At 70.3% G+C, this 22,049-nt stretch carries 20 protein-coding genes and 1 tRNA gene; 16 read left to right on the forward strand and 5 right to left on the reverse strand.

What is annotated here, in order from left to right; translation table 11 throughout:
* The first annotated feature begins 66 nt into the window (after positions 1 to 66).
* Genes BMW88_RS09150 through bagB form a run of 3 tightly spaced genes read left to right on the forward strand, consistent with a single transcriptional unit; the run spans position 67 to position 2,476 of the window.
* Complete coding sequence (locus BMW88_RS09150) at positions 67 to 318, forward strand: hypothetical protein (RefSeq protein ID WP_089950121.1); 252 nt, start codon at positions 67 to 69, stop codon at positions 316 to 318.
* A 44-nt stretch (positions 319 to 362) separates the two neighbouring features.
* Positions 363 to 1,355, forward strand: a complete 993-nt coding sequence (bagA, locus tag BMW88_RS09155) for an ATPase BagA (protein ID WP_089950122.1) — start codon at positions 363 to 365, stop codon at positions 1,353 to 1,355.
* A complete protein-coding gene (bagB, locus tag BMW88_RS09160) occupies positions 1,352 to 2,476 on the forward strand; it encodes an ATPase BagB (RefSeq protein WP_089950123.1) in 1,125 nt (374 codons plus the stop codon). Before bagA ends, bagB begins: the two co-directional genes overlap by 4 nt.
* A gap of 15 nt (positions 2,477 to 2,491) precedes the next feature.
* On the opposite strand, the gene BMW88_RS09165 is transcribed toward bagB, so the two are convergent.
* Positions 2,492 to 2,782, reverse strand: coding sequence for a WhiB family transcriptional regulator (locus tag BMW88_RS09165; RefSeq protein WP_089950124.1), 291 nt, complete (start codon positions 2,780 to 2,782; stop codon positions 2,492 to 2,494).
* Positions 2,783 to 3,020: 238 nt separating this feature from the next.
* Between BMW88_RS09165 and BMW88_RS09170 the strand changes: the two genes are divergently transcribed.
* A complete protein-coding gene (locus tag BMW88_RS09170; protein WP_089950125.1) occupies positions 3,021 to 5,480 on the forward strand; it encodes a transglycosylase domain-containing protein in 2,460 nt (819 codons plus the stop codon).
* 133 nt (positions 5,481 to 5,613) lie between these two features.
* Here the strand turns inward: BMW88_RS09170 and BMW88_RS41750 are convergent, their stop codons facing one another.
* The gene (locus tag BMW88_RS41750) at positions 5,614 to 5,778 is read right to left on the reverse strand and encodes a hypothetical protein (protein ID WP_177221005.1); all 165 of its coding nucleotides are present in this window, start codon (positions 5,776 to 5,778) and stop codon (positions 5,614 to 5,616) included.
* Positions 5,779 to 5,817: 39 nt separating this feature from the next.
* Here BMW88_RS41750 and BMW88_RS09175 point away from each other — a divergent pair, with 39 nt between their 5' ends.
* The 3 genes from BMW88_RS09175 to BMW88_RS09185 are packed head-to-tail and all read left to right on the forward strand — an operon-like array spanning position 5,818 to position 11,033.
* Positions 5,818 to 9,792 carry an SGNH/GDSL hydrolase family protein gene (locus BMW88_RS09175; protein ID WP_218148012.1) on the forward strand — a complete coding sequence of 1,325 codons (3,975 nt, stop codon included), beginning with the start codon at positions 5,818 to 5,820 and terminating at the stop codon, positions 9,790 to 9,792.
* A complete protein-coding gene (locus tag BMW88_RS09180) occupies positions 9,789 to 10,226 on the forward strand; it encodes a hypothetical protein (RefSeq protein ID WP_143116017.1) in 438 nt (145 codons plus the stop codon). The genes BMW88_RS09175 and BMW88_RS09180 overlap by 4 nt, the downstream gene beginning before the upstream one ends.
* A 24-nt stretch (positions 10,227 to 10,250) precedes the next feature.
* The gene (locus BMW88_RS09185) at positions 10,251 to 11,033 is read left to right on the forward strand and encodes an ArsR/SmtB family transcription factor (RefSeq protein ID WP_089950128.1); all 783 of its coding nucleotides are present in this window, start codon (positions 10,251 to 10,253) and stop codon (positions 11,031 to 11,033) included.
* On the opposite strand, the gene BMW88_RS09190 is transcribed toward BMW88_RS09185, so the two are convergent.
* A complete protein-coding gene (locus BMW88_RS09190) occupies positions 10,949 to 11,386 on the reverse strand; it encodes a DUF2690 domain-containing protein (RefSeq protein ID WP_089950129.1) in 438 nt (145 codons plus the stop codon). The two genes, BMW88_RS09185 and BMW88_RS09190, sit on opposite strands and share 85 nt — an antisense overlap.
* A gap of 164 nt (positions 11,387 to 11,550) precedes the next feature.
* A complete protein-coding gene (locus BMW88_RS09195) occupies positions 11,551 to 12,225 on the reverse strand; it encodes a GntR family transcriptional regulator (RefSeq protein ID WP_089950130.1) in 675 nt (224 codons plus the stop codon).
* Between the two features lie 51 nt (positions 12,226 to 12,276).
* Between BMW88_RS09195 and BMW88_RS09200 the strand changes: the two genes are divergently transcribed.
* Positions 12,277 to 12,993, forward strand: coding sequence for an HAD-IA family hydrolase (locus BMW88_RS09200; RefSeq protein WP_089950131.1), 717 nt, complete (start codon positions 12,277 to 12,279; stop codon positions 12,991 to 12,993).
* Between the two features lie 42 nt (positions 12,994 to 13,035).
* Here the strand turns inward: BMW88_RS09200 and BMW88_RS09205 are convergent, their stop codons facing one another.
* Positions 13,036 to 13,506, reverse strand: coding sequence for a GatB/YqeY domain-containing protein (locus tag BMW88_RS09205; RefSeq protein WP_089950132.1), 471 nt, complete (start codon positions 13,504 to 13,506; stop codon positions 13,036 to 13,038).
* A gap of 68 nt (positions 13,507 to 13,574) precedes the next feature.
* Here BMW88_RS09205 and BMW88_RS09210 point away from each other — a divergent pair, with 68 nt between their 5' ends.
* From BMW88_RS09210 to BMW88_RS09245, 8 genes are all read left to right on the forward strand, one after another.
* Positions 13,575 to 14,528 carry a metallophosphoesterase gene (locus BMW88_RS09210; protein ID WP_089950133.1) on the forward strand — a complete coding sequence of 318 codons (954 nt, stop codon included), beginning with the start codon at positions 13,575 to 13,577 and terminating at the stop codon, positions 14,526 to 14,528.
* A gap of 19 nt (positions 14,529 to 14,547) precedes the next feature.
* A tRNA-Pro gene (locus BMW88_RS09215) sits at positions 14,548 to 14,621 on the forward strand.
* Between the two features lie 307 nt (positions 14,622 to 14,928).
* Positions 14,929 to 15,561: a hypothetical protein gene (locus tag BMW88_RS09220; RefSeq protein ID WP_143116018.1), complete on the forward strand. Its 633-nt coding sequence runs from the start codon at positions 14,929 to 14,931 to the stop codon at positions 15,559 to 15,561.
* 89 nt (positions 15,562 to 15,650) lie between these two features.
* Complete coding sequence (locus tag BMW88_RS09225) at positions 15,651 to 16,532, forward strand: helix-turn-helix transcriptional regulator (protein ID WP_089950135.1); 882 nt, start codon at positions 15,651 to 15,653, stop codon at positions 16,530 to 16,532.
* Positions 16,533 to 16,542: 10 nt separating this feature from the next.
* A complete protein-coding gene (locus BMW88_RS09230) occupies positions 16,543 to 17,013 on the forward strand; it encodes a (2Fe-2S)-binding protein (protein ID WP_089950136.1) in 471 nt (156 codons plus the stop codon).
* Positions 17,010 to 19,025 carry a molybdopterin cofactor-binding domain-containing protein gene (locus BMW88_RS09235; RefSeq protein ID WP_089950137.1) on the forward strand — a complete coding sequence of 672 codons (2,016 nt, stop codon included), beginning with the start codon at positions 17,010 to 17,012 and terminating at the stop codon, positions 19,023 to 19,025. The genes BMW88_RS09230 and BMW88_RS09235 overlap by 4 nt, the downstream gene beginning before the upstream one ends.
* 280 nt (positions 19,026 to 19,305) lie before the next feature.
* Positions 19,306 to 19,533 carry a hypothetical protein gene (locus BMW88_RS41755; protein WP_177221006.1) on the forward strand — a complete coding sequence of 76 codons (228 nt, stop codon included), beginning with the start codon at positions 19,306 to 19,308 and terminating at the stop codon, positions 19,531 to 19,533.
* A gap of 693 nt (positions 19,534 to 20,226) precedes the next feature.
* Complete coding sequence (locus tag BMW88_RS09245) at positions 20,227 to 22,038, forward strand: prolyl oligopeptidase family serine peptidase (protein WP_245777649.1); 1,812 nt, start codon at positions 20,227 to 20,229, stop codon at positions 22,036 to 22,038.
* Positions 22,039 to 22,049: the final 11 nt, after the last annotated feature.

Raw genomic sequence — 22,049 nt, forward strand, 5'->3', positions numbered from 1 at the left:
GGCGAGCCTAACGCGCCACCCGATCGAAGCCTGCGGGGTTCTCGCCCTTCGGGCTACCTTGATCACATGGAGACCTGGCGGATCATCGCCACCAGCCTGTTCGCGCTCGGCGGGCTGGTGCTGGTGCTCGTCGCCATGGCGCAGGTGCGCGACCGGAAGCGCAGCCAGCGCGTCGAGGTCGTCCGCGCCGGGCTGATCGGACTCGTGGCCGTGGTCGTCGTCACGGCCTGCATCGCGCTGTGGCTGCCGTCGGTGGTGGCCTGGGGACTGGTCGCCGCCACCGCCATGGCCGTTCTCTTCATCACCATGGTCGATTGACCGCTCAGTCCACACCCGGCCGAATTCACACCTAGTCTGGACGTGTGACGTCGTGGACCGAGGAGCTGACCCGAGCCCGTCTGCACGTGGTCTCCGGCAAGGGCGGCACCGGCAAGACCACGGTCGCGGCGGCGCTGGCGCTCGCGCTCGCCACCGGTGGCCGCCGGGTGCTGCTGGTCGAGGTCGAAGGCAGGCAGGGCATCGCCCAGCTCTTCGACCGGGCCCCGCTGCCCTACGCCGAGGAGCGGATCGCGTCCGCGCCGGGCGGGGGCGAGGTGCACGCGCTGGCGGTCGACGCCGAGGCCGCGCTGCTCGAGTACCTGGCGATGTTCTACAACCTCGGGTTCGCGGGCAGGACGCTGCGCAAGATGGGCGCCATCGAGTTCGCCACCACGCTCGCGCCGGGCCTGCGGGACGTCCTGCTGACCGGCAAGGTCAAGGAGTGCGTGAACCGCACCGGCGCGGACGGCCGCCACGTCTACGACGCCGTGGTGCTCGACGCGCCGCCGACCGGGCGCGTGGTCAAGTTCCTGGACGTCACCAAGGCGATGGCCGACCTCGCCAAGGTCGGGCCGATCAAGGGCCAGAGCGAGGGCGTCGTGCGGCTGCTGCACTCCGGTGACACGGCGGTGCACCTGGTGGCGCTGCTCGAGGAGATGCCGGTGCGCGAGACCCTGGACGCGGTCGCCGAGCTCGACAGCGCCGACCTGCGACCGGGCGCGGTGCTGGTCAACCGGGTCCAGGCGGAGCGGTTGCCGGCCCGTTCGCTGCCGGTCGCGGCCGAGGGCAGGGTCGACGGGTCGCGGGTGCGCGCCGGGCTCGCGGCCGCCGGGCTCGACCTCGACGAGTTCACGCTCGAAGGTCTGGTCGACGAGACGGTGGAGCACGCCATCAGGGTGCAGTCGCAGCAGGAGGCCATGGAGCTGCTCCGCGAGTCGGACCTGCCGACGCTGGAGCTGCCGGAGCTGACGGACGGGGTGGACGTGGCCGCGCTGTACGAGCTGGCCGAGGTGCTGGCCGGGGCGGGTGTGCGGTGACGAGGCTCGAGTTCGACCCGTTGCTCGACGACCCCGGGACCCGCGTCCTCGTGTGCTGCGGCTCCGGTGGCGTCGGCAAGACGACGACCGCGGCGGCGCTGGCGCTGCGTGCGGCCGAACGCGGCCGGCGCGTCGTCGTGCTGACGATCGACCCGGCCAGGAGGCTCGCGCAGTCGCTCGGCCTGCGGGAGCTCGACAACCACCCGCGCGAGGTCGTCGTCGAGGGCTTCGAGCCCAAGGGCGAGCTGTTCGCGATGATGCTCGACATGCGCCGCACGTTCGACGACATGGTGCTGACCCACGCGGGCCGCGACCGGGCCGACCAGATCCTGTCGAACCCCTTCTACCAGACGATCTCCTCGTCGTTCTCCGGCACGCAGGAGTACATGGCGATGGAGAAGCTGGGCCAGCTCGTGGCGCAGGACGAGTGGGACCTGATCGTCGTCGACACCCCGCCGAGCCGGTCGGCGCTCGACTTCCTCGACGCGCCGCAGCGGTTGTCGACGGTGCTCGACGGCAGGTTCATCCGGATGCTCTCGGCGCCGGCGCGAGCGAGCGGCCGCGGCCTGCTCAAGATCGTCGGAACCGGTTTCAGCCTGTTCACCCGCGCGGTGTCCACGATCGTCGGCGGCCAGCTCCTGCAGGACGCGTCGACGTTCGTGCAGGCGTTCGACAGCATGTTCGGCGGGTTCCGCGAACGGGCCCAGCGCACCTACGAGCTGCTCCGCTCACCGGGCACCGGGTTCGTCGTGGTGGCGGCCGCGGAGCCGGACGCGCTGCGCGAGGCGAGCTACTTCGTGGAACGGCTCAGCGCCGAGGGCATGCCGCTGTGCGGCCTCGTCGCGAACCGGACCCACCCGGTGCTCGCGGCGGACCTGCCCGCGGCGAAGGCGCTCGCCGCGGCGGACGAGCTCGACCGCTCCGGCGGCGCGCCGCTCGCGGCGGCGGTGCTGCGCCTGCATGCGGACCGGGTAGCAGTCGCCGGTCGGGAGAAGCGACTGCTGGCCCGGTTCACACGTGCTCATCCCGGTGTCGCGCTGGTCGGCGTGCCCGCGTTGCCCGCGGACGTGCACGACCTCGACGGCCTTCGGGAGATGGGCCGGCGGCTCGCCGGTGAGTGAGCCTCCAGCCGGCCGCTAGCCGACCCTGGTGTCCTCGTGGTGCTCCTGACGTGCGTTGTCGAGCAGCTCGAACCACGACTCCACGTCCGGGCGACGGCGCAGCAGAGCGCGGCGTTCGCGCTCGGTCATGCCTCCCCAGACCCCGAACTCGATCCTGTTGTCCAGCGCTTCGGCCAGGCATTCCATGCGAACTGGGCAACCCAGGCACACGAGCTTCGCCTTGCGCTGCTCCGCACCTCTGACGAAGAGCTGGTCCGGCTCCTCATCTCGGCACGAAGCGCTGATACGCCAATCCCCCTGGTTCATATCCCCCACTCCTCAGTGCTGTCCAAATGTGGAAAATCCGCCACACCCCTGCCACGGATGCCGTAGCGTTCGAGCTACGGCTGCATTCCTTGGACGTTGACGGACTGTAGTGCCGTTCGGTTCCATGTCCAAGCCTGGGTCACCCGACTGTTACCTGTCTTGCGTATGTCTACTCATGCTGAGTAACGGGCCTTACTGATCACCTTCACCCGTTCGTGTACGGCGTACGCTGACCTGCGTGCGAGTCAGGAATGGCGTGCTCAAGATGCTCGGCCTGTGCCTGCTGGCTGGGGTTCTCCTCGCCGGCATGCTGTTCCCCGTGGTGGGCGCGACCGGCCTCGTGTCCAACCGCGCCAGCGACACCGTGGACAGCATCTCCGCCGACCTCGTGACGACGGACCCCCCGTTGATCACGACGGTCACCGACAAGGACGGGGCGCCGATCGCGTACCTGTTCGACCAGTACAGAGTCCTGACACCGCCCGAGAAGATCTCGCCGACCATGAAGGCGGCGCTGATCTCGGTCGAGGACCGCCGGTTCTACGAGCACCAGGGCGTGGACTGGAAGGGCACGATCCGCGCAGGGCTCACCAACCAGGTCAGCGGCGCCGTGACGCAGGGCGCGTCCACGCTGACGCAGCAGTACGTGAAGAACTACCTGGTCCACGTCGTGGCGCGGAACAACAAGCTGGAGCAGGCCAAGGCCCAGGAGCAGACCATCGCGCGCAAGATGCGCGAGGCCCGGATCTCGCTGCAGCTCGAGCGGAAGCTCGGCAAGGAGGAGATCCTCGCCCGCTACCTCAATGTCGTTCCATTTGGTTCGACCATTTACGGCATCGCGGCGGCGTCCCAGGCTTACTTCAGCACCACGCCGGACAAGTTGACCGTTCCCCAGGCGGCGATGCTCGCCGGAATGGTGAACAGCCCGTCAGCACTCGACCCCGAAGCGTATCCGGACAAAGCGCTGGAGCGGCGCAACAAAGTGATCGACAGGATGGTCGAGAACGACAAGCTGTCGCGCGACGCGGGAGAAGCGGCCAAGAAGGAAGGCCTCGGTCTCGCGAACCCGGTCCGCACGCCGCCGAACGGATGTGTCGGCGCCGGCCCGGAAAACGGTTTCTTCTGCTCGTACGTCCTGAACTACTTGCAACGCGCGGGTTTCAGCGAGGAGCAGCTGCGCACCGGCGGGTACACCATCCAGACCACTTTGGACCGCGCGGTCACCCAGCAGGCGAAGGCCGCGGCCGAGGCGGGCGTCGCCAAGACCACCGAGGGCATCGCGAACACGATGGCGGTCGTGAAGCCGGGCAAGGAACGCCACGACGTGCTCGCGCTGGTGGCGAACCGCGACTACGGCCTGAAGACCGACCTGCGCCAGACGACGTACGACCTGCCCAGCGGCGTGGAGAACAAGTTCGGCGCCGGCTCGGTGTACAAGGTCTTCACCGCGGCCGCCGCGCTGGAGAAGGGCCTCGGCATCGAGAACGTCATCCAGACGCCCACCTCGTACACCTCGCGCGTCTTCAAGGGCGGTGCGCAGCGCTGCCAGAGCACCGGCGAGCCCGGCACCCGCTGGTACTGCCTGTCGAACTTCGACGGCAGCTACCCGTCGTCGATGACGTTGCAGCAGGCCCTCGCGACCTCGCCGAACACCGGCTTCGTGATCCTGGAGGAGCAGACCGGCATGGACGCGGTCGTCGACATGGCCTCGCGGCTCGGCATGCGCGAGACGATGGCGACGAACCTGCAGGGCACCAGGCCGGACCCGAAGGCCAAGGACAAGCAGAACCGCATCTCGCAGACCGAGTTCTACAAGCAGAACGGCGGCAACGCGTCGTTCACGCTGTCGCCCGCGCCGGTGTCCACACTGGAGCTGGCGAACGTCGCCGCGACGATCGTGAGCGGCGGCAAGTGGTGCCCGCCCACCCCGATCGCCAAGGTGCTCGACCGCAACGGCAAGCTCGTCCCGGTCAACGAGGCGCCGTGCGAGCAAGTCGTGGCGGAGGGTCTCGCGAACGGCCTGGCCGCCGGCATGAGCAAGGACGACCAGGGCAGCGGCACCGCCGCGGCGGCCGCCCGCGCGGTCAAGTGGTCCCGGCCGATGATCGGCAAGACGGGCACCACCGAGGAGTACAAGTCGGCGGCGTTCATCGGCGCGACCCCGGACTTCGCGGGCGCCGTGCAGACGTTCAACGACGGCACCTCGCCGCGGCCGATCTGCGTGACCGGCGCTCCGCGCCTGTGCGGCAACGGCAACATCTTCGGCGGCACGATCCCGGCCAAGACGTGGTTCGAGACGATGTCGAAGGTGCACGGCTCGTTGCCGGTGTCGCAGCTCGCGGCGGTCGACGAGCGCTACCGCAAGGGCGGCAAGGAGATCCAGATCCCCGACGTCGTGGGCCGCCAGGTCAACGACGCCGTGCGGCGGCTGGAGCAGGCCGGCTACCGGTCGAGCCAGCAGACGGTGAACTCCGACCAGCCGAAGGGCACGGTCGTGAGCCAGACGCCGCGCGGCAACGCGTTGCGCGGCACGGTGATCACGCTCTCGGTCAGCTCGGGCTACGTGCCGCCGCCGGTGCCGGCCGAGCCGTCGGCCGGCGACCCCGGCCAGCCCACGGCGCCCGGCACACCCGGCCCCGGCACCGGGGGCGGACCGCCGATCACGCTGCCGACCGATCCACCTGGCGTACCCAGGTAGATCCAGGGCCCCTTCCGCCGCCGCGGGAGGGGCCCTGTTCATGTGGCCGGCGGACTCTGGACAGGCAAACGCGATCCTCCCTATCATCGGTCGGTAGCCGGTCTCACACGACCGGGCACGAGAGCTGGGGGGCTCAGATCATGACCGCTTCTGACGGCTGACCGTCTTCTCCGTTCACGACGCCGACGGCACTTGCCGTGGCGTCCTCTTCCGCGCTGACGCTGCCTGAGCGCAGCTTCTTCTGCTTGCCGCCGCATTCGTCCTGTTCCGGATCCGGCGCGCTGCCGCGCGCCCGCACGACGCGGAGACCACTTTGTCCTGGTCCAGATCGTCACGCTTGCTGGGGGCAGCTCTGCTGAGCGCACTGCTGCCCGTGACCGCCGCGCACGCGGCTCCCGACAAGAACGCCGACCCACCCGGCTCGCCCGCCGAGGTGGCCAGTGCCGAACCCGCCGCGGTGACGCCGGAAAAGCGCACCGAGGTTCTCGGCAAGGGCTGGCAGAACTCACCCGACGTCGCGTGGACGACGACCGGCGATTCCGACGGGCTGCACGTGCTCGTCGCCTCCGCGAAGGAGGGCTACACCTGGCGCACCCTGACCACGCTCTCCGAGCCCGGTTTCGATGTCGACCAGTGGATCGGCAACACCTGCGTGACCAGTTCCGGCAAGCGGCTCGTGGTCGTCTACGCGCCGCGCACCTTCACCAACAAGCCGGACCTGTTCGAGCGCGGTGGGTACACCGCCACCGTGGACCTGGAGTCCGGCGCGGTGACCAAGGTGCCGATCCAGACCACCCTCGCCTACTACAACCCCGGTTGCGGCGCGGGTGAGAGCGCGATCCTCACCCAGGCGGGATCGGAGTCCCTCGGCAGGACCCGGCTCGTCGAGCTCGACGCCGCGAAGGGCTCGCTGGGCCGCCGCATCGAGGTTCCCGGTCAACTGACCTCGGCGATCCCCACGAAGGACGGCATCGTCGCCGCTGACAACGGCGCGGTCGTGACGGTCGACGAGAAAGGCGCCCGGCGGGTGCTCTCGAAGGCTTCCGCCACGCCGTTCCACCTCAAGGCCGACGGCGACGGTGGTGTGGTCTTCCTCGACCGCGAAGGTGAAACGTCGTTCGTGCGTCGTGTCGGCAAGGTCGCGAAGAGCGCGCAACAGGCGGACACGCTTGCCCGTGGCCCGCTCACGGAGCTGAGTCTCGCCGGTACCGCGGCAGGCAAGGTGGTCATCACGGGTAAGACCGACGAGGTGAAGCCCCTGCCCGCCGGCGTGTCCAAGATGGATGTGCCGAAGGACAGCGAGGTGTCGACCACCGGCCAGATCGCGATCACTTCCGTGCTTCGGGCGAAGGCGGCGGACCCGCGCATCGCCGACCCGCGCGGACCGCGGACCGTCCGGATCGAGGCCGAGGTCGCCACGACCGGCAAGCGGACCGCGTTCACCGTCGACCCGGCGGGCGAGATCTCGACGAGCGGCCGGGTCACGCACCCGAAGCTCGCGTCGACCGGTGACGGGGAGTTGCGTGCGGCAGGCGACCCGTCCTCGCCGCTCGATCCCGAGCAGGTGTGTGCGATCCCGCGCAACGACCCGAAAACCCAGGTGTACCAACCAACTCCCCGCCAGGTCGAGTGGGCCGTCAACTACGCCGTGACGAACGGGCTGCACATCCAGCGCGCGGCCGACTGGAAACAGGCGGGGATGCCGTCCGCGTGGAAGCCGCAGGAGATGTTCCCACCGATCCCGCTCGACGGGGGCGGCCGGGTGCCTTCCCAGGTGCTGCTCGGCATCCTCGCCCAGGAGTCCAACCTCTGGCAGGCCGCCAGGTTCGCACTGCCCGGCGAAACCGCCAATCCGCTGATCGGGAACTTCTACGGCGTCAACATCTACAACCGCGACCAGGGTGACGACTGGGACATCAACTGGGCCAAGGCGGACTGCGGTTACGGAGTCACGCAGATCACCGACGGCATGCGGCTCGCGGGCCGCACGAAGCCAGGCGAGACCGCGCTGCCCGCCGACAAACAGCGAGCAGTGGCCGTGGACTTCGCCACCAACATCGCGGCCGGTCTGCAGATCCTGCAGAAGAAGTGGAACCAGACCAGGCAGGCGGGCCTGTTCGTCAACGACGGCAACCCCAAGTGGCTGGAGAACTGGTTCTTCGCGGTGTGGGCGTACAACTCCGGCTTCTACACCCAGAACAGCGGGCCGTGGGGCCTCGGCTGGCTCAACAACCCGGCGAACCCGCACTACCCGCCGAACCGCGCGCCGTTCCTGGAAACGAGCTACGCCGACGCCGCGCATCCCGGTGACTGGTCCTACCCGGAGAAGGTGATGGGCTGGGCAGGTCATCCGATCGAGTCCGTGGTCTCGCCGGGCAAGCTCGTCTCCGGCTACGCCTACACCTGGTGGGGCGGCTGGGACGAGACCAGGGACGCCCCGATCCCCGGCAAGCCGAGCGCCCAGCAGAACCGGCGCAACGTCAAACCGCCGACGTACCTCTTCTGCGAGCCGAGCAAGAACGACTGCGACCGCAACGCGAAGGTGACCCCGAACCAGCCGGACGACCCGAACACACCGGAGGACGAGTCGACCATCGGTGAACCTGCCGGACCGTGCACCCATCGCAACGAACAGGGGTATTACGACCTGAGGTGCTGGTGGCACTACCCGGCCACGTGGAAGTCCGACTGCGCGTACGAGTGCGGCAACGAGCTGATCCGCTTCCGCGAACCGGACGTCGGCTACCAGCCCGACGGCATCAGCTACCCGCCGAACTGCTCCCGCGCTGGCCTGCCGGCCGAAGCGCTGATCGTCGACGACGTGCCGACGACCGTGCGTCCAGTGACGAGCGAACCTCGGCCGTGTCCGGTCATGTGGCAGAGCAACGGCTCGTTCGCGCTGAACTTCGCGAGCGACGCACAGGGCAGGTATCCGTCCAAAATCGACTACCACCAGATGGGCGCGGGCTTCGGTGGCCACTTCACGTTCGCGCACACCTGGAAGGCGGACCCGAACCTGAAGGTCACCGGGACGTGGACGCTGGACCGCCCGCTCAACGGCTGGGCGCGCGTGCTGGTGCACACGCCGGACCACGGTGCACACACCCAGCAGGCCCGCTACCAGATCAACCGGGGCAACGGGTCGTTCGACAAGTCGAGGTACATCTCGCAGGGCACCGAGGCGAACAAGTGGGTGTCGCTCGGCGTGTACCAGTTCAACGGCACACCGCAGATCCGGTTGGACAACCAGACGCTGGAAGGCAGGGGCGTCGAGGACATCGCGTGGGACGCTGTCGCGTTCCAGCCGCTGCCCGCGAAGCCGCGGCACCTGGTGGCCGTGCTCGGTGACTCCTTCAGCTCCGGTGAGGGTGGCGGCGAGTACTACCGCGAGTCGGACAACAACCACGGCAAGAGCACGTGGGCGGCATGCCGCCGCAGTCCGCACGCGTGGGGTCGCAAGGTCGTGCTGCCCGCCGGTTCGGACTCGCTCGGCAAGCTGGCGGACGAGTTCTCGACCGAGGCAGAACTCGGCTTCGTGGCGTGCTCCGGAGCACGCACGGGCAACGTCCGCGGCACCATCACCCCGGGGTCGTGGACGACGCCCACCCGCTACGACTGGGGTGAGGGGCAGTTCCGGGAGATCGGACAGATCGACTCCGGAGCGGTGGACGAGAACACGACGCTCGTGCTGCTCACCATCGGCGGCAACGACGAGGGCATGTTCGCCGGCGCGATCACGGAATGCGCCATGCCGCCCGGCTGTGCGTGGAACTCGGCGGAGTTCATCGCCAAGTACAAGGCCAAAGCCGACCGCACGAGGTCGGCGATCGAGTCGACGCTGCTCGCCCTCGCACGCAAAGCGCCCAACGCGAAGGTTGTGCTGCTGAGCTATCCGAGGCTGTTCAACGAGACGCCGGAAAGCATCTGCACGTGGCAGTTGCTCGGCGACGTCGAGGGACGCAACCTCAACACGCTCGGCGATCACCTGACCCAGGTGCAGCGCGACGCCGTGGCCTCCGTGGCGGGCACGGCGGCCGGAAAGAACGTGTACTTCGCTCCGGTGACGGACGCGTTCAACAGCCACCGGGTCTGCGACGACCCGCCGTGGATCAACGAGGCGATCTTCGGCCCGCACGGGCAGGGCGACTACCACGAGGGAGACATCCCGGTGGAGGGCTCGTGCCTGCCACGGCCGGAGGCACCCGATCTGTGCCTGAGCCGGGAGACTTTCCACCCGAACCAGATGGGCACGACCGGGTACGCGCAGGTGCTCCAGCAGAAACTGCTGCAGATCGGCTATCAAGGTTCATGAGCGAAAAAGCCGGCCGAGCACTCACAGCCGTCGTGCTGTGGGTGCTCGGCGGATTCGTGGCCCTCGTGTTCGGCGGCGCGATCTGGTGGGTCGTCGCGTCGTCGGACTCGGCCGAACGCGGCCGGCAGGACGCACGGGCCTCGATCGTCATGACCATGAACCGCACGAACGCCGACCTCAGGGAGGCGATCGGGGACGGCGAGCTGTCCGAGGCGGACGTGTCGCTGGCGAGCGGTCACCCGCAGGAACTGCGTTCCGTGCGCAGGGACTCCGACCGGGTCGTGATCACGACCTCGATCGAGGGCAGAGGGCCGGGTTGGTTCGGCTCCACCTCGGTCACGCAGTGCGCCGAGTACGAGATCACGCTGCCGATCACCGCGCAGACCTCCGTCCGGCAGCGCGAGGTGGACAGCTGTCCGCCGACACCTTCATGACAGGCATTGCATCCTGGGGGAACAATGCTCCGCATCCACCTCACCGAGGCGGACGTCGCACGCACGCGCCTGGCCGGCGTGCCGGACCCGGCCTGGGAAGTCCCGTTGAGCCGGCGGATCCTGCACAGCGAGCACGCCGCACCGGTGTTCGGCGCCTGGCGGTCACAGGTGCGCCGGGCGCCGTCGCTCGACAGCTACTTCGATGTCGCGCTGGCTCCCCACTGGCACACGATCTGCGCCCACGTGGCGGTGGAACACCGGGTTCGTGCCGGGAAGCCGTTCAGCGTGACGCATCCGGCGCTGCGGTGGACACCGCTGGGGCTGGACGTGGTGGGCCCTGCCGAGCAGGACGTGCGACTTGACGGCCGCGGCCTCACGCTCGCGCCGTCGTTCTTCTGCTGGGGAGCACCGGTCTACTTCATGGAACTGAGAGTGCTGGCGTTCCCGATCGACCACGCTCCCGGCTGGGCGGACAACAGCGCGGCGGAACCGTCGGAGCAGTCGCTCACCACGCTGCTCGGGCGCACCAGAGCCGCAGTGCTCGGCGCCATCCGGGCCCAGCCGCACATCACGACGACCGAACTGGCCCGCCGCCTCGGCATCTCCGCCGCGGGGGCGAGCCAGCACGCAGCCGTCCTCCGTGAATCAGGTCTGATCACCACGGTGCGGCTCGCCGGTGTGGCGATCCACGCCCTCGCGCCCCGTGGCCGGGCTCTGCTCGGTCAGCCCCGGCTTTGCACGACCATCGTGCACTCGCTCGCCGCCGGGGAGACGACACCGTTCCACCACTCCGTGACGCACGCGTGAACGCTGCCGTCGAACATCATCGGGCTCCAGGTGATGCCCGTGGTCGCCGGCGCGTCCTGCCGGTCACGGCCCTGCCAGCCCTCAACCAGGCCCGTCGCGTAGTGGACGCCGGAACTCCGCGCGATTCTCACCCAGAACGCGCGGCACTCGGTGGAGAAGCGCAACTCGACCTGCGAGCCGTACTGGGAGTACCTCGTGTCCATGTTGACCCCGCTCGCCGCACAGCCGGAGGACTGCGGATCCCAGCCGGTGCAGCCCTGCCACTTGCACGCAGGGGCCGCGGCGGCGTTACCGGTCGTCATGCCGAACAGGAACGCGGCGGTCGCGATCACCGAAAGAATTTTCTTGGTCATGGCACGGACGCTAGGAATGCCGCCACACCCCGCCAATCCCCTTTCAGCGAGGGCTGAAAGGGGATTGCGGCGCCGAACCGAGGCGCGTAAGTCCTGACTTGTCGGTGATCGAGGGCGATGCGGGATCGGCTGACGGGCCGGCCGGTGGACCGAGCAGCCGAACGTCAGGACTTGTTCGTCAGGTGGCGCTCGACGAGCATCTCGTTGAGGCGCCGGACGCTCGTGTCGATGTGGGCGCGGATCTCGGCGACCGCCCTGTCGCGGTCGCCGAGGCGGATGGCGTCGAGGATGACCGCGTGCTCGGCGACGACCTCCTCCGGCGTCTCCGACTTCGAGAGCACGGTGAGGTAGAACCGCAGCTCCTGGGTCATCGCGGCGAAGAACTCGTCGAGCCGGGAGCTGTCGAGCAGCGCCACGACGGCCTGGTGGAACGCGAGGTCGCGGTCGACGATCGCGCGCGGGTCGCCGGTGCGCGCGGCGTCCTCCAGCTCGTGGAACGCCCTGGTGATCGCGTCGAGCTGGCCGGGACGCGGTGTGCGGGCGACCGCGGCGGTCTCCAGGCGTTCGCGGGCGGTGTAGAGCGCCTCGACCTTCTCGGGCGTGGGCGCGATGACGACGGCGCCGCGGTTGACCTCGTAGCGGACCAGGCCGGTCAGCTCCAGGATCCGGACGGCCTCGCGGATGGTGTTGCGCGCGACGCCCAGCTCGGCCGCGATCGCGCTCTCCCTGAGCCTGTCGCCGGGACCGAAGGCGCCGGCCATGATCCGTTCGGACAGGCCGTCGGCCAACTGCTGGGCCGTGGTGGTGCGGCGCACTTCGAGGCCTTCGAGGGCGGACATGCGGCGAGTTTACCCGTTGCCCTACAGTTGAACTGTACTACAGTTTTCGGCATGGACCTGACGAAGTACCAGGCGCTCAGCTTCGACTGCTACGGCACGCTCATCGACTGGGAGACCGGGATCGCCGCGGTGCTCTCGCCGTGGGCGCGGTCGGAGGGGCTTGAGCTCTCCGACGAGGAGCTGCTCCTCGCCTACGGCGACCAGGAGGCGGCCGTGGAGCTCGAGACGCCGTCCGCGCTGTACCCCGACGTGCTGGCGGCGGCGTTCCGCCGGACCGGTGAGGCGCTGGGACGGCCCGTGAGCGACGAGTGGGCCCAGCGGCTCGGCTCGTCGGTGCCGGACTGGCCGGCGTTCCCCGACTCCGCCGATGCGTTGGCGCGCCTGGCTTCCCACTACCGGCTGATCATTCTGTCCAATGTGCACCGCGCGGGTTTCGCGGGCAGCAACCGGCAGCTCCGGGGGGAGTTCGCGGCGATCATCACCGCGGAGGACGTCGGCGCGTACAAGCCCGCGGAGAACCACTTCCGGGCTCTCGACGCGAAGCTCGGCGAGCTGAGCGTGCCGCGGACCGCCCTGCTGCACGTGGCGCAGAGCCTGTTCCACGACCACGTGCCGGCCAAGCGGGAGGGGCTGCCGTCGGTGTGGATCAACCGCAGGCGCGACCGGCCGGGCTGGGGCGCGACGCCGCAACCGTCCGGCGACTACGGCTTCGACCTCGAGTTCGGGTCGATGGCCGAGTTCGCGGACGCCGTCGACAAGGCGTTCTGAGCAAGGGGTGCCGCAGCGGGATGGCCCGCTGCGGCACCGCGGTCACGACGTGAGCCTGGACTTCACCGCGGCGGCGACGCGGCCGCCCTCGGCACGCCCGGCGACCTCGGCGTTGACGGCCTTCATGACCTGGCCCATCTGCTTCGGTCCCGGCGTCTCGCCGAGCTGAGCGGCAACGGCCTCGACCGCCTTGTCCACAATGGACGCCAGTTCGGCGTCGTCGAGCTGGGCGGGGAGGTAGGTCTCCAGCACGGCGAGCTCCTGGCGCTCCAGCTCGGCCTTCTCGGCCCGGCCGGCGCCCTCGAACGCCTCGGCGGCCTCCTTGCGCTTCTTCGCCTCGCGCGAGAGGACCTTCACGACCTCGTCGTCACTGAGCTCGCGCGCCTGCTTGCCCGCGACCTCCTCGTTCGTCACAGCCGTGAGCGCCATCCGCAGCGCACCAGCCGTGACCGTCTCCCGGGCCTTCATAGCCGCAGTCAGGTCGTTCTGCAGCCGCGTCTTCAACTCCGCCATGGCGCAGAACGGTACCGCCCGCCGGATGCCGCGCCGATCGAGTTAACGGTCTTCCGTACCCTTGACGCGTGAACAAGCTCGGCCGCGCCCTCCTCGCCACGACCGCACTCGGCACCGCGACCATCGCGTACGCGGCGGGAATCGAGAGGAGGCACTGGACCCTGCGCACAGCCACGGTGCCGGTGCTGTCCCCCGGCGCCAAGCCGATCCGCGTGCTGCACATCTCAGACCTGCACATGACGCCGAACCAGGTGTCGAAGCAGCGCTGGGTCGCCTCCCTGGCCGACCTGAACCCGGACTTCGTCGTGAACACGGGCGACAACCTCGCGCACAAGGACGCCGTACCCGGCGTGCTGCGCGCGCTCGGCCCGTTGCTCGACCGTCCGGGCGTGTTCGTGTTCGGCAGCAACGACTACTACGCGCCGAAGCTCAAGAACCCGGTCCGCTACCTCCTGCCGTCGTCCAAGACGAAGCGCATCCACGGCGTGACCCTCCCGTGGCGCGACCTCCGCGCCGGCATGGTCGAACGCGGCTGGGAAGACCTGACGCACGTCCGCAAGTCCCTGGTCGTCAACGGCCAGACGATCTTCTGCGCGGGCCTCGACGACCCGCACCTGAAGCGCGACCGCTACGCCGACATCGCCGGTACCCCGGACCCGTCCGCGGTGCTGCGCCTCGGCGTCACGCACTCACCCGAACCGCGCGTGCTGGACCCGTTCGCCGCCGACGGCTACGACTTCGTGATGGCCGGCCACACCCACGGCGGCCAGCTCCGCGTGCCGTTCTACGGCGCCCTGGTGACGAACTGCGAACTGGACCGCTCGCGAGCCCGTGGCGTCTCGCGGTGGGGCTCGCACATGTGGATGAACGTCTCCGCGGGCATGGGCACTTCGCCGTACGCGCCGGTGCGGTTCTGCTGCCCTCCGGAGGCTTCGCTGCTGACCCTCGTTCCTCGGCCCGTTACGCCTGGTCAGGGGCGGAATGAGGGGGTCCGATTCGGAGCTGGGGCGGACATGATGTAGAGTTCTACTCGTTCCCAGCCGGGGTGTGGCGCAGCTTGGTAGCGCGCTTCGTTCGGGACGAAGAGGTCGCAGGTTCAAATCCTGTCACCCCGATTGAATAACACAGGTCAGGCCCTGTCCACAGCAGTGTGGACAGGGCCTGACCTGTTGTTGCGGGGAATTCGGCCGGCAACCGCCGAATTCGTCCGCCCAGGCACGCCTGCCATCACGACTCGGGCACGCCGCTCGCAGCGGCTCTCAAGGCGGTAACGCCGACCGGCGCCCGGACGAAGAGCCGGTCAAGCGACCGTGAGGAGCGGCCTTCCGGACGGAGCCGAAGCTGATGCGCTTACTACTCAGGTACATCACGAGCGACCCGACGAATCCCCACCCCGAGACCTCCGCGGACGAGGTCAAGAGGGTGCTGAGCGAACTGGGCTGGTTGCCCACCGATGCCGGGTTCGCGGCCGCGAAGCTCGCGGAGATCATCGAACACCTGCCGGGCACGATTCGGGCCCAGGTCGCGGGCGCGGAGCCCATCCTGATCAGCACGAGGCCGGGCACCTGGGGCATCGTCAGCCACGAGAACAGCAGGCGGCTGCACATCCGGCTGTTGCACGACGACCTGCAGACGCTGCGCGAGGAAGCCGAGGACGTGGTCCGGCAGTTTCCCGAGGCGTTCCACGTGGCGTTCCGCCGGGACCTCGGGTTCGAGGCCGACGTGGTCATCCGGCGTTTCGACAGCGAAGAGCGGATGGTTGCCGGGAAAGTGCAGGACGTGCGGGATTACGGTTTCTGGCGATACCTCAAGCGCGTGCGCAGGCGAGAGTTCCTGACGATGACGACTCTTTTCGTGCTCACCTCCCTTTCGGTCGCGTCATCGGTGCTCATCTTTTCCCTGTGGTCTTCGCACGCGTTCGACTACTGGCGCGGCTACTTGGATCGCGGCGCGACAGCCTTCCTGACGGCGACCCTGACGATCCTCATCACCATGATCCTGGAATATCGCGCGTGGTCGAACCTGAGGGTTCGGATCAAATGGGCGTTCGAGTAGGACGGTTCCGGCGCGTCTGGGGACCCTGACCGCAACGTGGGGTCTGCCGGACCTACCCTGCGCCGCCGCCGAGCCAACACACTCGCGGCATGAGCAGTCGTCACCCCTACGCCCGGGAGCTCGGTGACTTCCTGCGCGCCCGCCGCGCCCGGTTGCGTCCGCACGACGTCGGTCTGGAGCCGGGTGGCAGGCGCCGGGTCGCCGGGCTGCGGCGCGACGAGATGGCCGTGCTGGCCGGGCTGAGCACCGACTACTACCAGCGGATCGAGCAGGGCCGGGAGGTGCGGCCGTCCGACGACGTGCTGGACGCGCTCGCCGGGGCGCTCGGGCTGGACGACGAGGAGCGCCGGCACCTGTTCGCGCTGGCCCGCGCGGCCCGGCGGCCGGTGCCCGCGCGGGTCGACCGCGCTCCGGAACGGGTGCCCGACAGCACGCGCCGGTTGCTTCGGGTGATGGACACGCCCGCGCTCCTGCTGGGCAGGCACCTCGACCTGCTCGACTGGAACGCGATGGCGGAGGCGCTGATCGGCAGCCCGGACGGGCGGCCGCGCGAGCGGCTCAACATGCTCCTGCTGCTCTTCGACGACGCGCTGACCGGTCAGCGGACCTGCCCCGACTGGGAGGAGCAGGCCTTGGACTACATCGGCATGATGCGCGCCGCCGTCGCCACCGATCCCACGCACCCGCGGGCCACCGCGATCATCGGTGAGCTGAGCATCCGCAGTGCCGAGTTCCGGCGGTTGTGGGCGTTGCACGACGTGCGCGAGTCGGTCAGCGGCAGCAAGACCTACCGGGTTCCCGAGGTCGGCGACATCGTCCTGGACTGGGACACCTACCCCCTGCCCGGCAACCCCGGGCAGTTCATGGTGGTTTTCACCGCCGAGCCCGGCTCCGCCGACGCGGACCGGTTGCGGCTCCTGGCGTCGTTGCGCGCCACCCGTTCCGCGCTCGGTGACAAGCACTTCTCCTGAGGAGGTTCGCGTGAGTCGGTACCGGTTGCACGTCAACGGCGAGCGGCGGGTGGTGGACGTTCCCGGGGACACGCCGCTGCTGTGGGCTTTGCGCGAGCAGTTGGGGGTGCTGGGGCCCAAGTACGGTTGCGGTGTCGGCGCGTGCGGTGCCTGCACGTCCCTTGTGGACGGTCGGGCGGCTCGGCCGTGCGTGACGGCCGTGGCCGACGTGGCGGGCAGGCAGGTCACCACGATCGAAGGGCTGTCCGCGGACGGCGACCACCCGGTGCAGCGCGCGTGGCTGGAGCTGGACGTCGCGCAGTGCGGGTACTGCCAGCCGGGGCAGATCATGTCGACTGTCGCGCTGCTGTCGCGCGACCCCGATCCCGATGACGCGGCGATCGACGCGGCGCTGCGGGACAACGTGTGCCGGTGCGGCACGTACTCGCGGATCCGGGCGGCCGTGCGGCGGGCGGCGCGACTGGCGCGGGGTGAGCGGTGATCACCCGGCGGGGGTTCCTGGGCGGTGCGCTGGTCGTCTCCGCGCCGCTGGTGGTGCCGGGGCTCGCCGCGGCGGCGGGACCGGCGGAGCTGGCGCCGACCGTGTTCGTGCGACTGGACGGGCGGGGCCGGATCACCGCCACCGTGCCGAGGCCGGACGCCGGGCAGGGGGTGCGCACGGTGGTCGCGCTGCTGGTCGCCGAGGAACTGGTGGTGGACCTCGCCGACGTCCGGGTGGAACAGGCTCCCGGCGACACCGCGAGGTACGGGTCCCAGGTCGCCAGCGGCTCGCGCTCCGCACGACAGCTCACCGAGCCCATGCGCACCGCCGCGGCCACGGCCCGGTGCCTGCTGGTCGCCGCGGCGGCGGCGCGGTGGGGCGTGCCGGTCGAGGAGTGCGAAGCCAGGGGCGGCTCCGTGCACCACCGCGACCGGCGGCTGCCCTACGGCGCGCTGGTGCGCGACGCGGCGGCGCTCGACCCGGCCTCGGTGCCGGTGGCACTGGTGCCGCCGCAGCGGTGGCGGCTGCTCGGCAAGACCCGCGCGGGACGGGTGGACGCGCGGGACGTGGTGACCGGCCGCGCCCGGTACGGCATCGACACCCGCCCGCGCGGTGCGCTGGTCGCCGTCGTGCTCCGCCCACCGTGGATCGGGGCGCGGGCCGGCAGCGTGGACGACGCCGCCGCCCGCGCGGTGCCCGGTGTGGTCGCGGTGGTCCCGCTGGAACCGGACGCGGCGGGTCAGGGTGGCGTGGCGGTGATCGCGCGGTCGACGCCGGAGGCGCTGCGCGGACGCGAGGCGCTGCGCGTGACGTGGCACGGCGGCACGCCGGCGGCCGACAGCCGGAGGTGGCTGGACGAGCTGGAGGCCGCCCTGCCCGCGCCCGCCGCGGCGCCCGGACCGGTGGCGTTCGAGGCCACCTACCGGTTGCCGTTGCTCGCGCACGCGCCGATGGAGCCCATGAACGCCACCGCGCACCTCACGGCGACCGGCCTGGCCGTGTGGGCTCCCGTGCAGGACCCCGGCGGCCTGCGCACGGAGCTGGCCCGCCGGACCGGCTTGGCGGAGGCGGACGTCCGCGTGGAGACCGCGCTGTCGGGCGGGGCGTTCGGCCGCCGCCTCGACACCGACGTGGTGCTGGAGGCGGTGGCCTGCTCACGCGCCGCGGGCGCGCCGGTGAGCGTGCAATGGACGCGCGACGACGACATGCGCCACGACTCCTACCGGCCGATGTCGGTGCACCGGTTGTCGGCCGTGGTCGACGGCTCCGGTCTGCCCACCTGGCGCGCACACGCGGTGGCCACCTGGCCGTTGACGATCGCCCCGCAGATCCCGCCGGAGATCATCAAGCTCAGCGGCGACCAGTTCCGCTACACCGTGCCTGGCCCGGTGGACCTCGCGGTGCTGCCCGCCCCGATCCGCACCGGCTTCTGGCGGTCGGTGTACGCCGGGCACTTCCAGTACGCCGAAGAGCTCTTCCTCGGCGCGCTGGGGCAGCGGTCCGGCGTCGACCAGGTCGACCTGCGCCGCCGGCTGCTGCCTCCCGGCTCCCGGCTGCGGCGAGCCCTCGACGCGGCGGTGGAGCGGGCGGGCGCGACGCCACCGGGCGCACTGCGCGGCGTGGCGTGCCACGAGGACTTCGGTTCCGTGTGCGCCGTGGTGGCCGACCGCGCCGGCGGACGGGTGCGGCGGGTCGTCGCGGCCGTGGACGTCGGGCAGGTGCTGCACCCGTCCGGGGTGCGGGCCCAGGTCGAGGGCGGGGTGATGGACGCGGTGTCCACCGTCTTCGGCGCGCAGATCACCGTCCGGGACGGGCGGGTGGTGCAGTCGTCGTTCCGCGACTACGCCTGGCTGCGCATCGACCGGGCGCCGGAGGTGGACGTCGTCCTGGTGCCGTCGGACGCACCTGTGGGCGGGCTGGGCGAGCTGGCGTTCCCGCCCGCCGCGGCGGCACTGGCCGTCGGATCGGGGCACGAGCTGACCGGCATGCCGCTGGGCGTCGAGATCGGGTAGCGCCCAGAGGCGGAGGTCCTCAGCCGGCACCGGGAAAGGACATCGACCTTTCCACTAAGACAACTCGATCGGGTGACGCAGCTCGACACGAGCGGCCGCCGAAGCCACCGTGATTAACTGACGCAGAGCCATTGTTCTGCGCCAAATAATACAAAACGACTACGTACCGTTAACCCTTACGAGTGAAGGTTGAAGCTTCAACTCACGTTAGGTAACGGACGTCGTGATCCACACGACGAAGGCAGTGGTTCGGCACTCGGTGAATTCGGGAGAAGTTGTGATGGACTCCGCCCCCGCAGTCAGTCCTTCTCACAGGTCGTGGATCGTCACCACGGCCAAGGTCGTTGTGGTGTTGCAGGTGCTCGCGATCGTCTACGTGCTCACGTCGGTCTGGGTCACGGCGGTCGTCGCCGCCGTGGTCGCCGTGGTCGCGCTCGCGGTCAGGGCCCTGACGCGGGCTTCGCGCCAGGTCGACCGGATCTTCGAGGAAGAGCTGCCCCGGCAGTAGGCCCGGGAGTGCCGGCGCGGGTCCGGGATGGACTCCGACCTGCGCGAGGCGCGGTACGTCAGTTGATGAAGCCCGCACGGGCAGGCCCTCCGGGAAGCGTTCCAGCGCCTCGCCGGCGGCGTGGGCCACCGACTCCAGTGTGGAGGTCTCGTCCGGGGTCGCGACGTGCGGCACGGCCCAGTAGCAGCCGATCGCCTCGGGGCGCAGGATCGGCGTCACGACCAGGCTCCGCACGAAGGTCGGCCGGTACGCCTCCTGCGGAATCCTCGGGTCGAGGTGGATGTCCCTGATCGCCACCGTCTGCCGGTTGATCATCGCCCAGACGCTGATGCAGTTCGCGGCGGGAAAGCGCTGGCCCTTCCCCAGCGGGCTCATCGAGTCCTCGTTCGCGTAGTAGCAGAGGGTGCCGTCGAGCAGCACCAACGTCGCTCCGTGGGCCGTCAGCGCGGATCGGGCCGTGATGCGGACAATCCGCTGCACTTCTTCCAACGTGGCAGCCCCGGCCGGGCGATCCGTCGTTTCCGGCATCCGGCAACGTCGACTCCCGCGAGGCCGCGGACCCAGGAATTCCATTTCCCCGCGAATAGGCGGGTCGTCGCCCGCGGCTTCCTCCGCCGGTGTGCCGGGCCACAGCAGCGCCGGTCGTGCCGTCTCGAATCCCCCCGGCGCCGGTTCTGACTCTAGTGTTGAGACGTGACAACGCATCCCGCTCCGAACGTTCCGGAACAGCTCTTCGAGGACCCGGCAGCCGAGACCCGGTGGCGCGAGCGGTTCACCGCTCCCCGGATGAGCCTGCCCGCCTGGGCCGACGACGCGCCGGACCGCACGCTGTACGTCTCCAACGCGAGCGGCGTGTGGGAGATCTACGCCTGGGACCGGGCGACCGACGAGCACCGCAAGGTCACCGACCGGCCGAACGGCACCTCGCACGGCACGCTGAGCCCGGACGGCACCGAGATCTGGTGGTTCGACGACCACGACGGCGACGAGTTCGGCGTCTGGGTGCGCGAGCCGTTCGTCGCGGACGGCAGCAAGGCCGAGCCCGCGATCCCCGACGTGACGCCCGGCTACCCGGCGGGCCTGGAGATCGGCCGCACCCTGACGGCCGTGGCCGCGTCGACCGATGACGGCACCACGGTGTGGTTGACCCGCAACGGCACGAGCGAGGTGCTCTACCAGCATGTGAACGACGCCGGCGTCACCGCGCTGGCCAAGGACGAGTCGCTCGTCGTGATCGCGCACTCCGAGCACGGCGACAACCGGCACATGGCCCTGCGCGCGCTCAACACCGCGAACGGCGAGACGGTCGCCGAGAAGTGGGACGGCAAGGGCAAGGGGCTCGACGCCATCTCGTTCAGCCCGGTGCCCGGCGACCAGCGGCTGCTGGTGCTGCACGAGCGCCGCGGCCGCGAGGAGCTGCTGATCTGGGACGTCGCCGCCGACACCGAGCGCGAGATCGTCCTCGACCTGCCGGGCGAGGTCGCCGCCGACTGGTACCCGGACGCGTCCGCGCTGCTGATCGTGCACACCCACCACGCCCGCAACACGGTGCACCGCTACGACCTCGCGACCGGCGAGCTGTCCACTCTGGACACCGCACCCGGCGTGATCGGCTCCGCGGGCGTGCGCCCGGACGGCACCGTCGAGTACTCGTGGTCGTCCGCCTCGAACTCCACCGTGATCCGCGCGCTGGCCACCGACGGCGGCGAGACCGTGCTGGTCGAGCCCGCGGGTGCGCGCCCGGCCACGTCGGCGCCGCTGGAGGACGTCTTCGTCGGCGAGGTGCACGCCCTGGTCTCGAAGCCCGAGGGCGAGGGCCCGTTCCCGACGGTCTTCCTGATCCACGGCGGCCCGCACTCCTCCGACGAGGACCGCTTCTCGGCGTACCGCGCCGTCTGGCTGGACGCCGGCTTCGCGACCGTGCACGTGAACTACCGCGGCTCCAGCGGCTACGGCTCGAAGTGGCGCGACGCCATCGAGGGCAGGCCGGGCCTCACCGAGCTCGAGGACATCGCCGCCGTGCACGACTGGGCGGTCGAGTCGGGCTTGGCCGACCCGCGGCGCTCGGTGCTGAGCGGTGCCTCGTGGGGCGGCTACCTGACCCTGCTCGGCATCGGCGTCCAGCCGGAGCGCTGGGCCGTCGGCATCGCGGGCGTCCCGGTCGCGGACTACCTCGCCGCGTACGAGGACGAGATGGAACCGCTGCGGGCGTTCGACCGCGCGCTGTTCGGCGGCTCACCGGAGGAGCTGCCGGAGCTGTACCGGGAGTGCTCGCCGCTGACGTACGTCGACCGGGTCACCGCGCCGGTGCTCATCCTCGCGGGCGAGAACGACCCGCGGTGCCCGATCCGGCAGATCGACAACTACCTCGACGCGCTGGCCGCCCGCGGACACTCCTACGAGATGTACCGCTACGACGCGGGGCACGGGTCGCTGGTGGTCGCGGAGACGATGCGGCAGACGGCGGCCGAGGTGGACTTCGCCCGGCGGCACCTCGCGAAGTAGTCCCGCGGCGA

It is taken from the genome of Lentzea xinjiangensis (assembly GCF_900110955.1).
Taxonomy (GTDB): Bacteria; Actinomycetota; Actinomycetes; order Mycobacteriales; family Pseudonocardiaceae; genus Lentzea; species Lentzea xinjiangensis.

Excerpts from the sequence above, each read along its gene's own strand:
- BMW88_RS09200 (WP_089950131.1), top strand. The coding sequence starts at position 12,277 with ATGGACCTGACGAAGTACCAGGCGCTCAGCTTCGACTGCTACGGCACG.
- BMW88_RS09150 (WP_089950121.1), top strand. The coding sequence starts at position 67 with ATGGAGACCTGGCGGATCATCGCCACCAGCCTGTTCGCGCTCGGCGGG.
- BMW88_RS09180 (WP_143116017.1), top strand. The coding sequence starts at position 9,789 with ATGAGCGAAAAAGCCGGCCGAGCACTCACAGCCGTCGTGCTGTGGGTG.
- BMW88_RS09195 (WP_089950130.1), bottom strand. The coding sequence starts at position 12,225 with ATGTCCGCCCTCGAAGGCCTCGAAGTGCGCCGCACCACCACGGCCCAG.
- BMW88_RS41755 (WP_177221006.1), top strand. The coding sequence starts at position 19,306 with ATGGACTCCGCCCCCGCAGTCAGTCCTTCTCACAGGTCGTGGATCGTC.
- BMW88_RS09190 (WP_089950129.1), bottom strand. The coding sequence starts at position 11,386 with ATGACCAAGAAAATTCTTTCGGTGATCGCGACCGCCGCGTTCCTGTTC.
- BMW88_RS09165 (WP_089950124.1), bottom strand. The coding sequence starts at position 2,782 with ATGAACCAGGGGGATTGGCGTATCAGCGCTTCGTGCCGAGATGAGGAG.
- BMW88_RS09225 (WP_089950135.1), top strand. The coding sequence starts at position 15,651 with ATGAGCAGTCGTCACCCCTACGCCCGGGAGCTCGGTGACTTCCTGCGC.
- BMW88_RS09185 (WP_089950128.1), top strand. The coding sequence starts at position 10,251 with ATGCTCCGCATCCACCTCACCGAGGCGGACGTCGCACGCACGCGCCTG.
- BMW88_RS09205 (WP_089950132.1), bottom strand. The coding sequence starts at position 13,506 with ATGGCGGAGTTGAAGACGCGGCTGCAGAACGACCTGACTGCGGCTATG.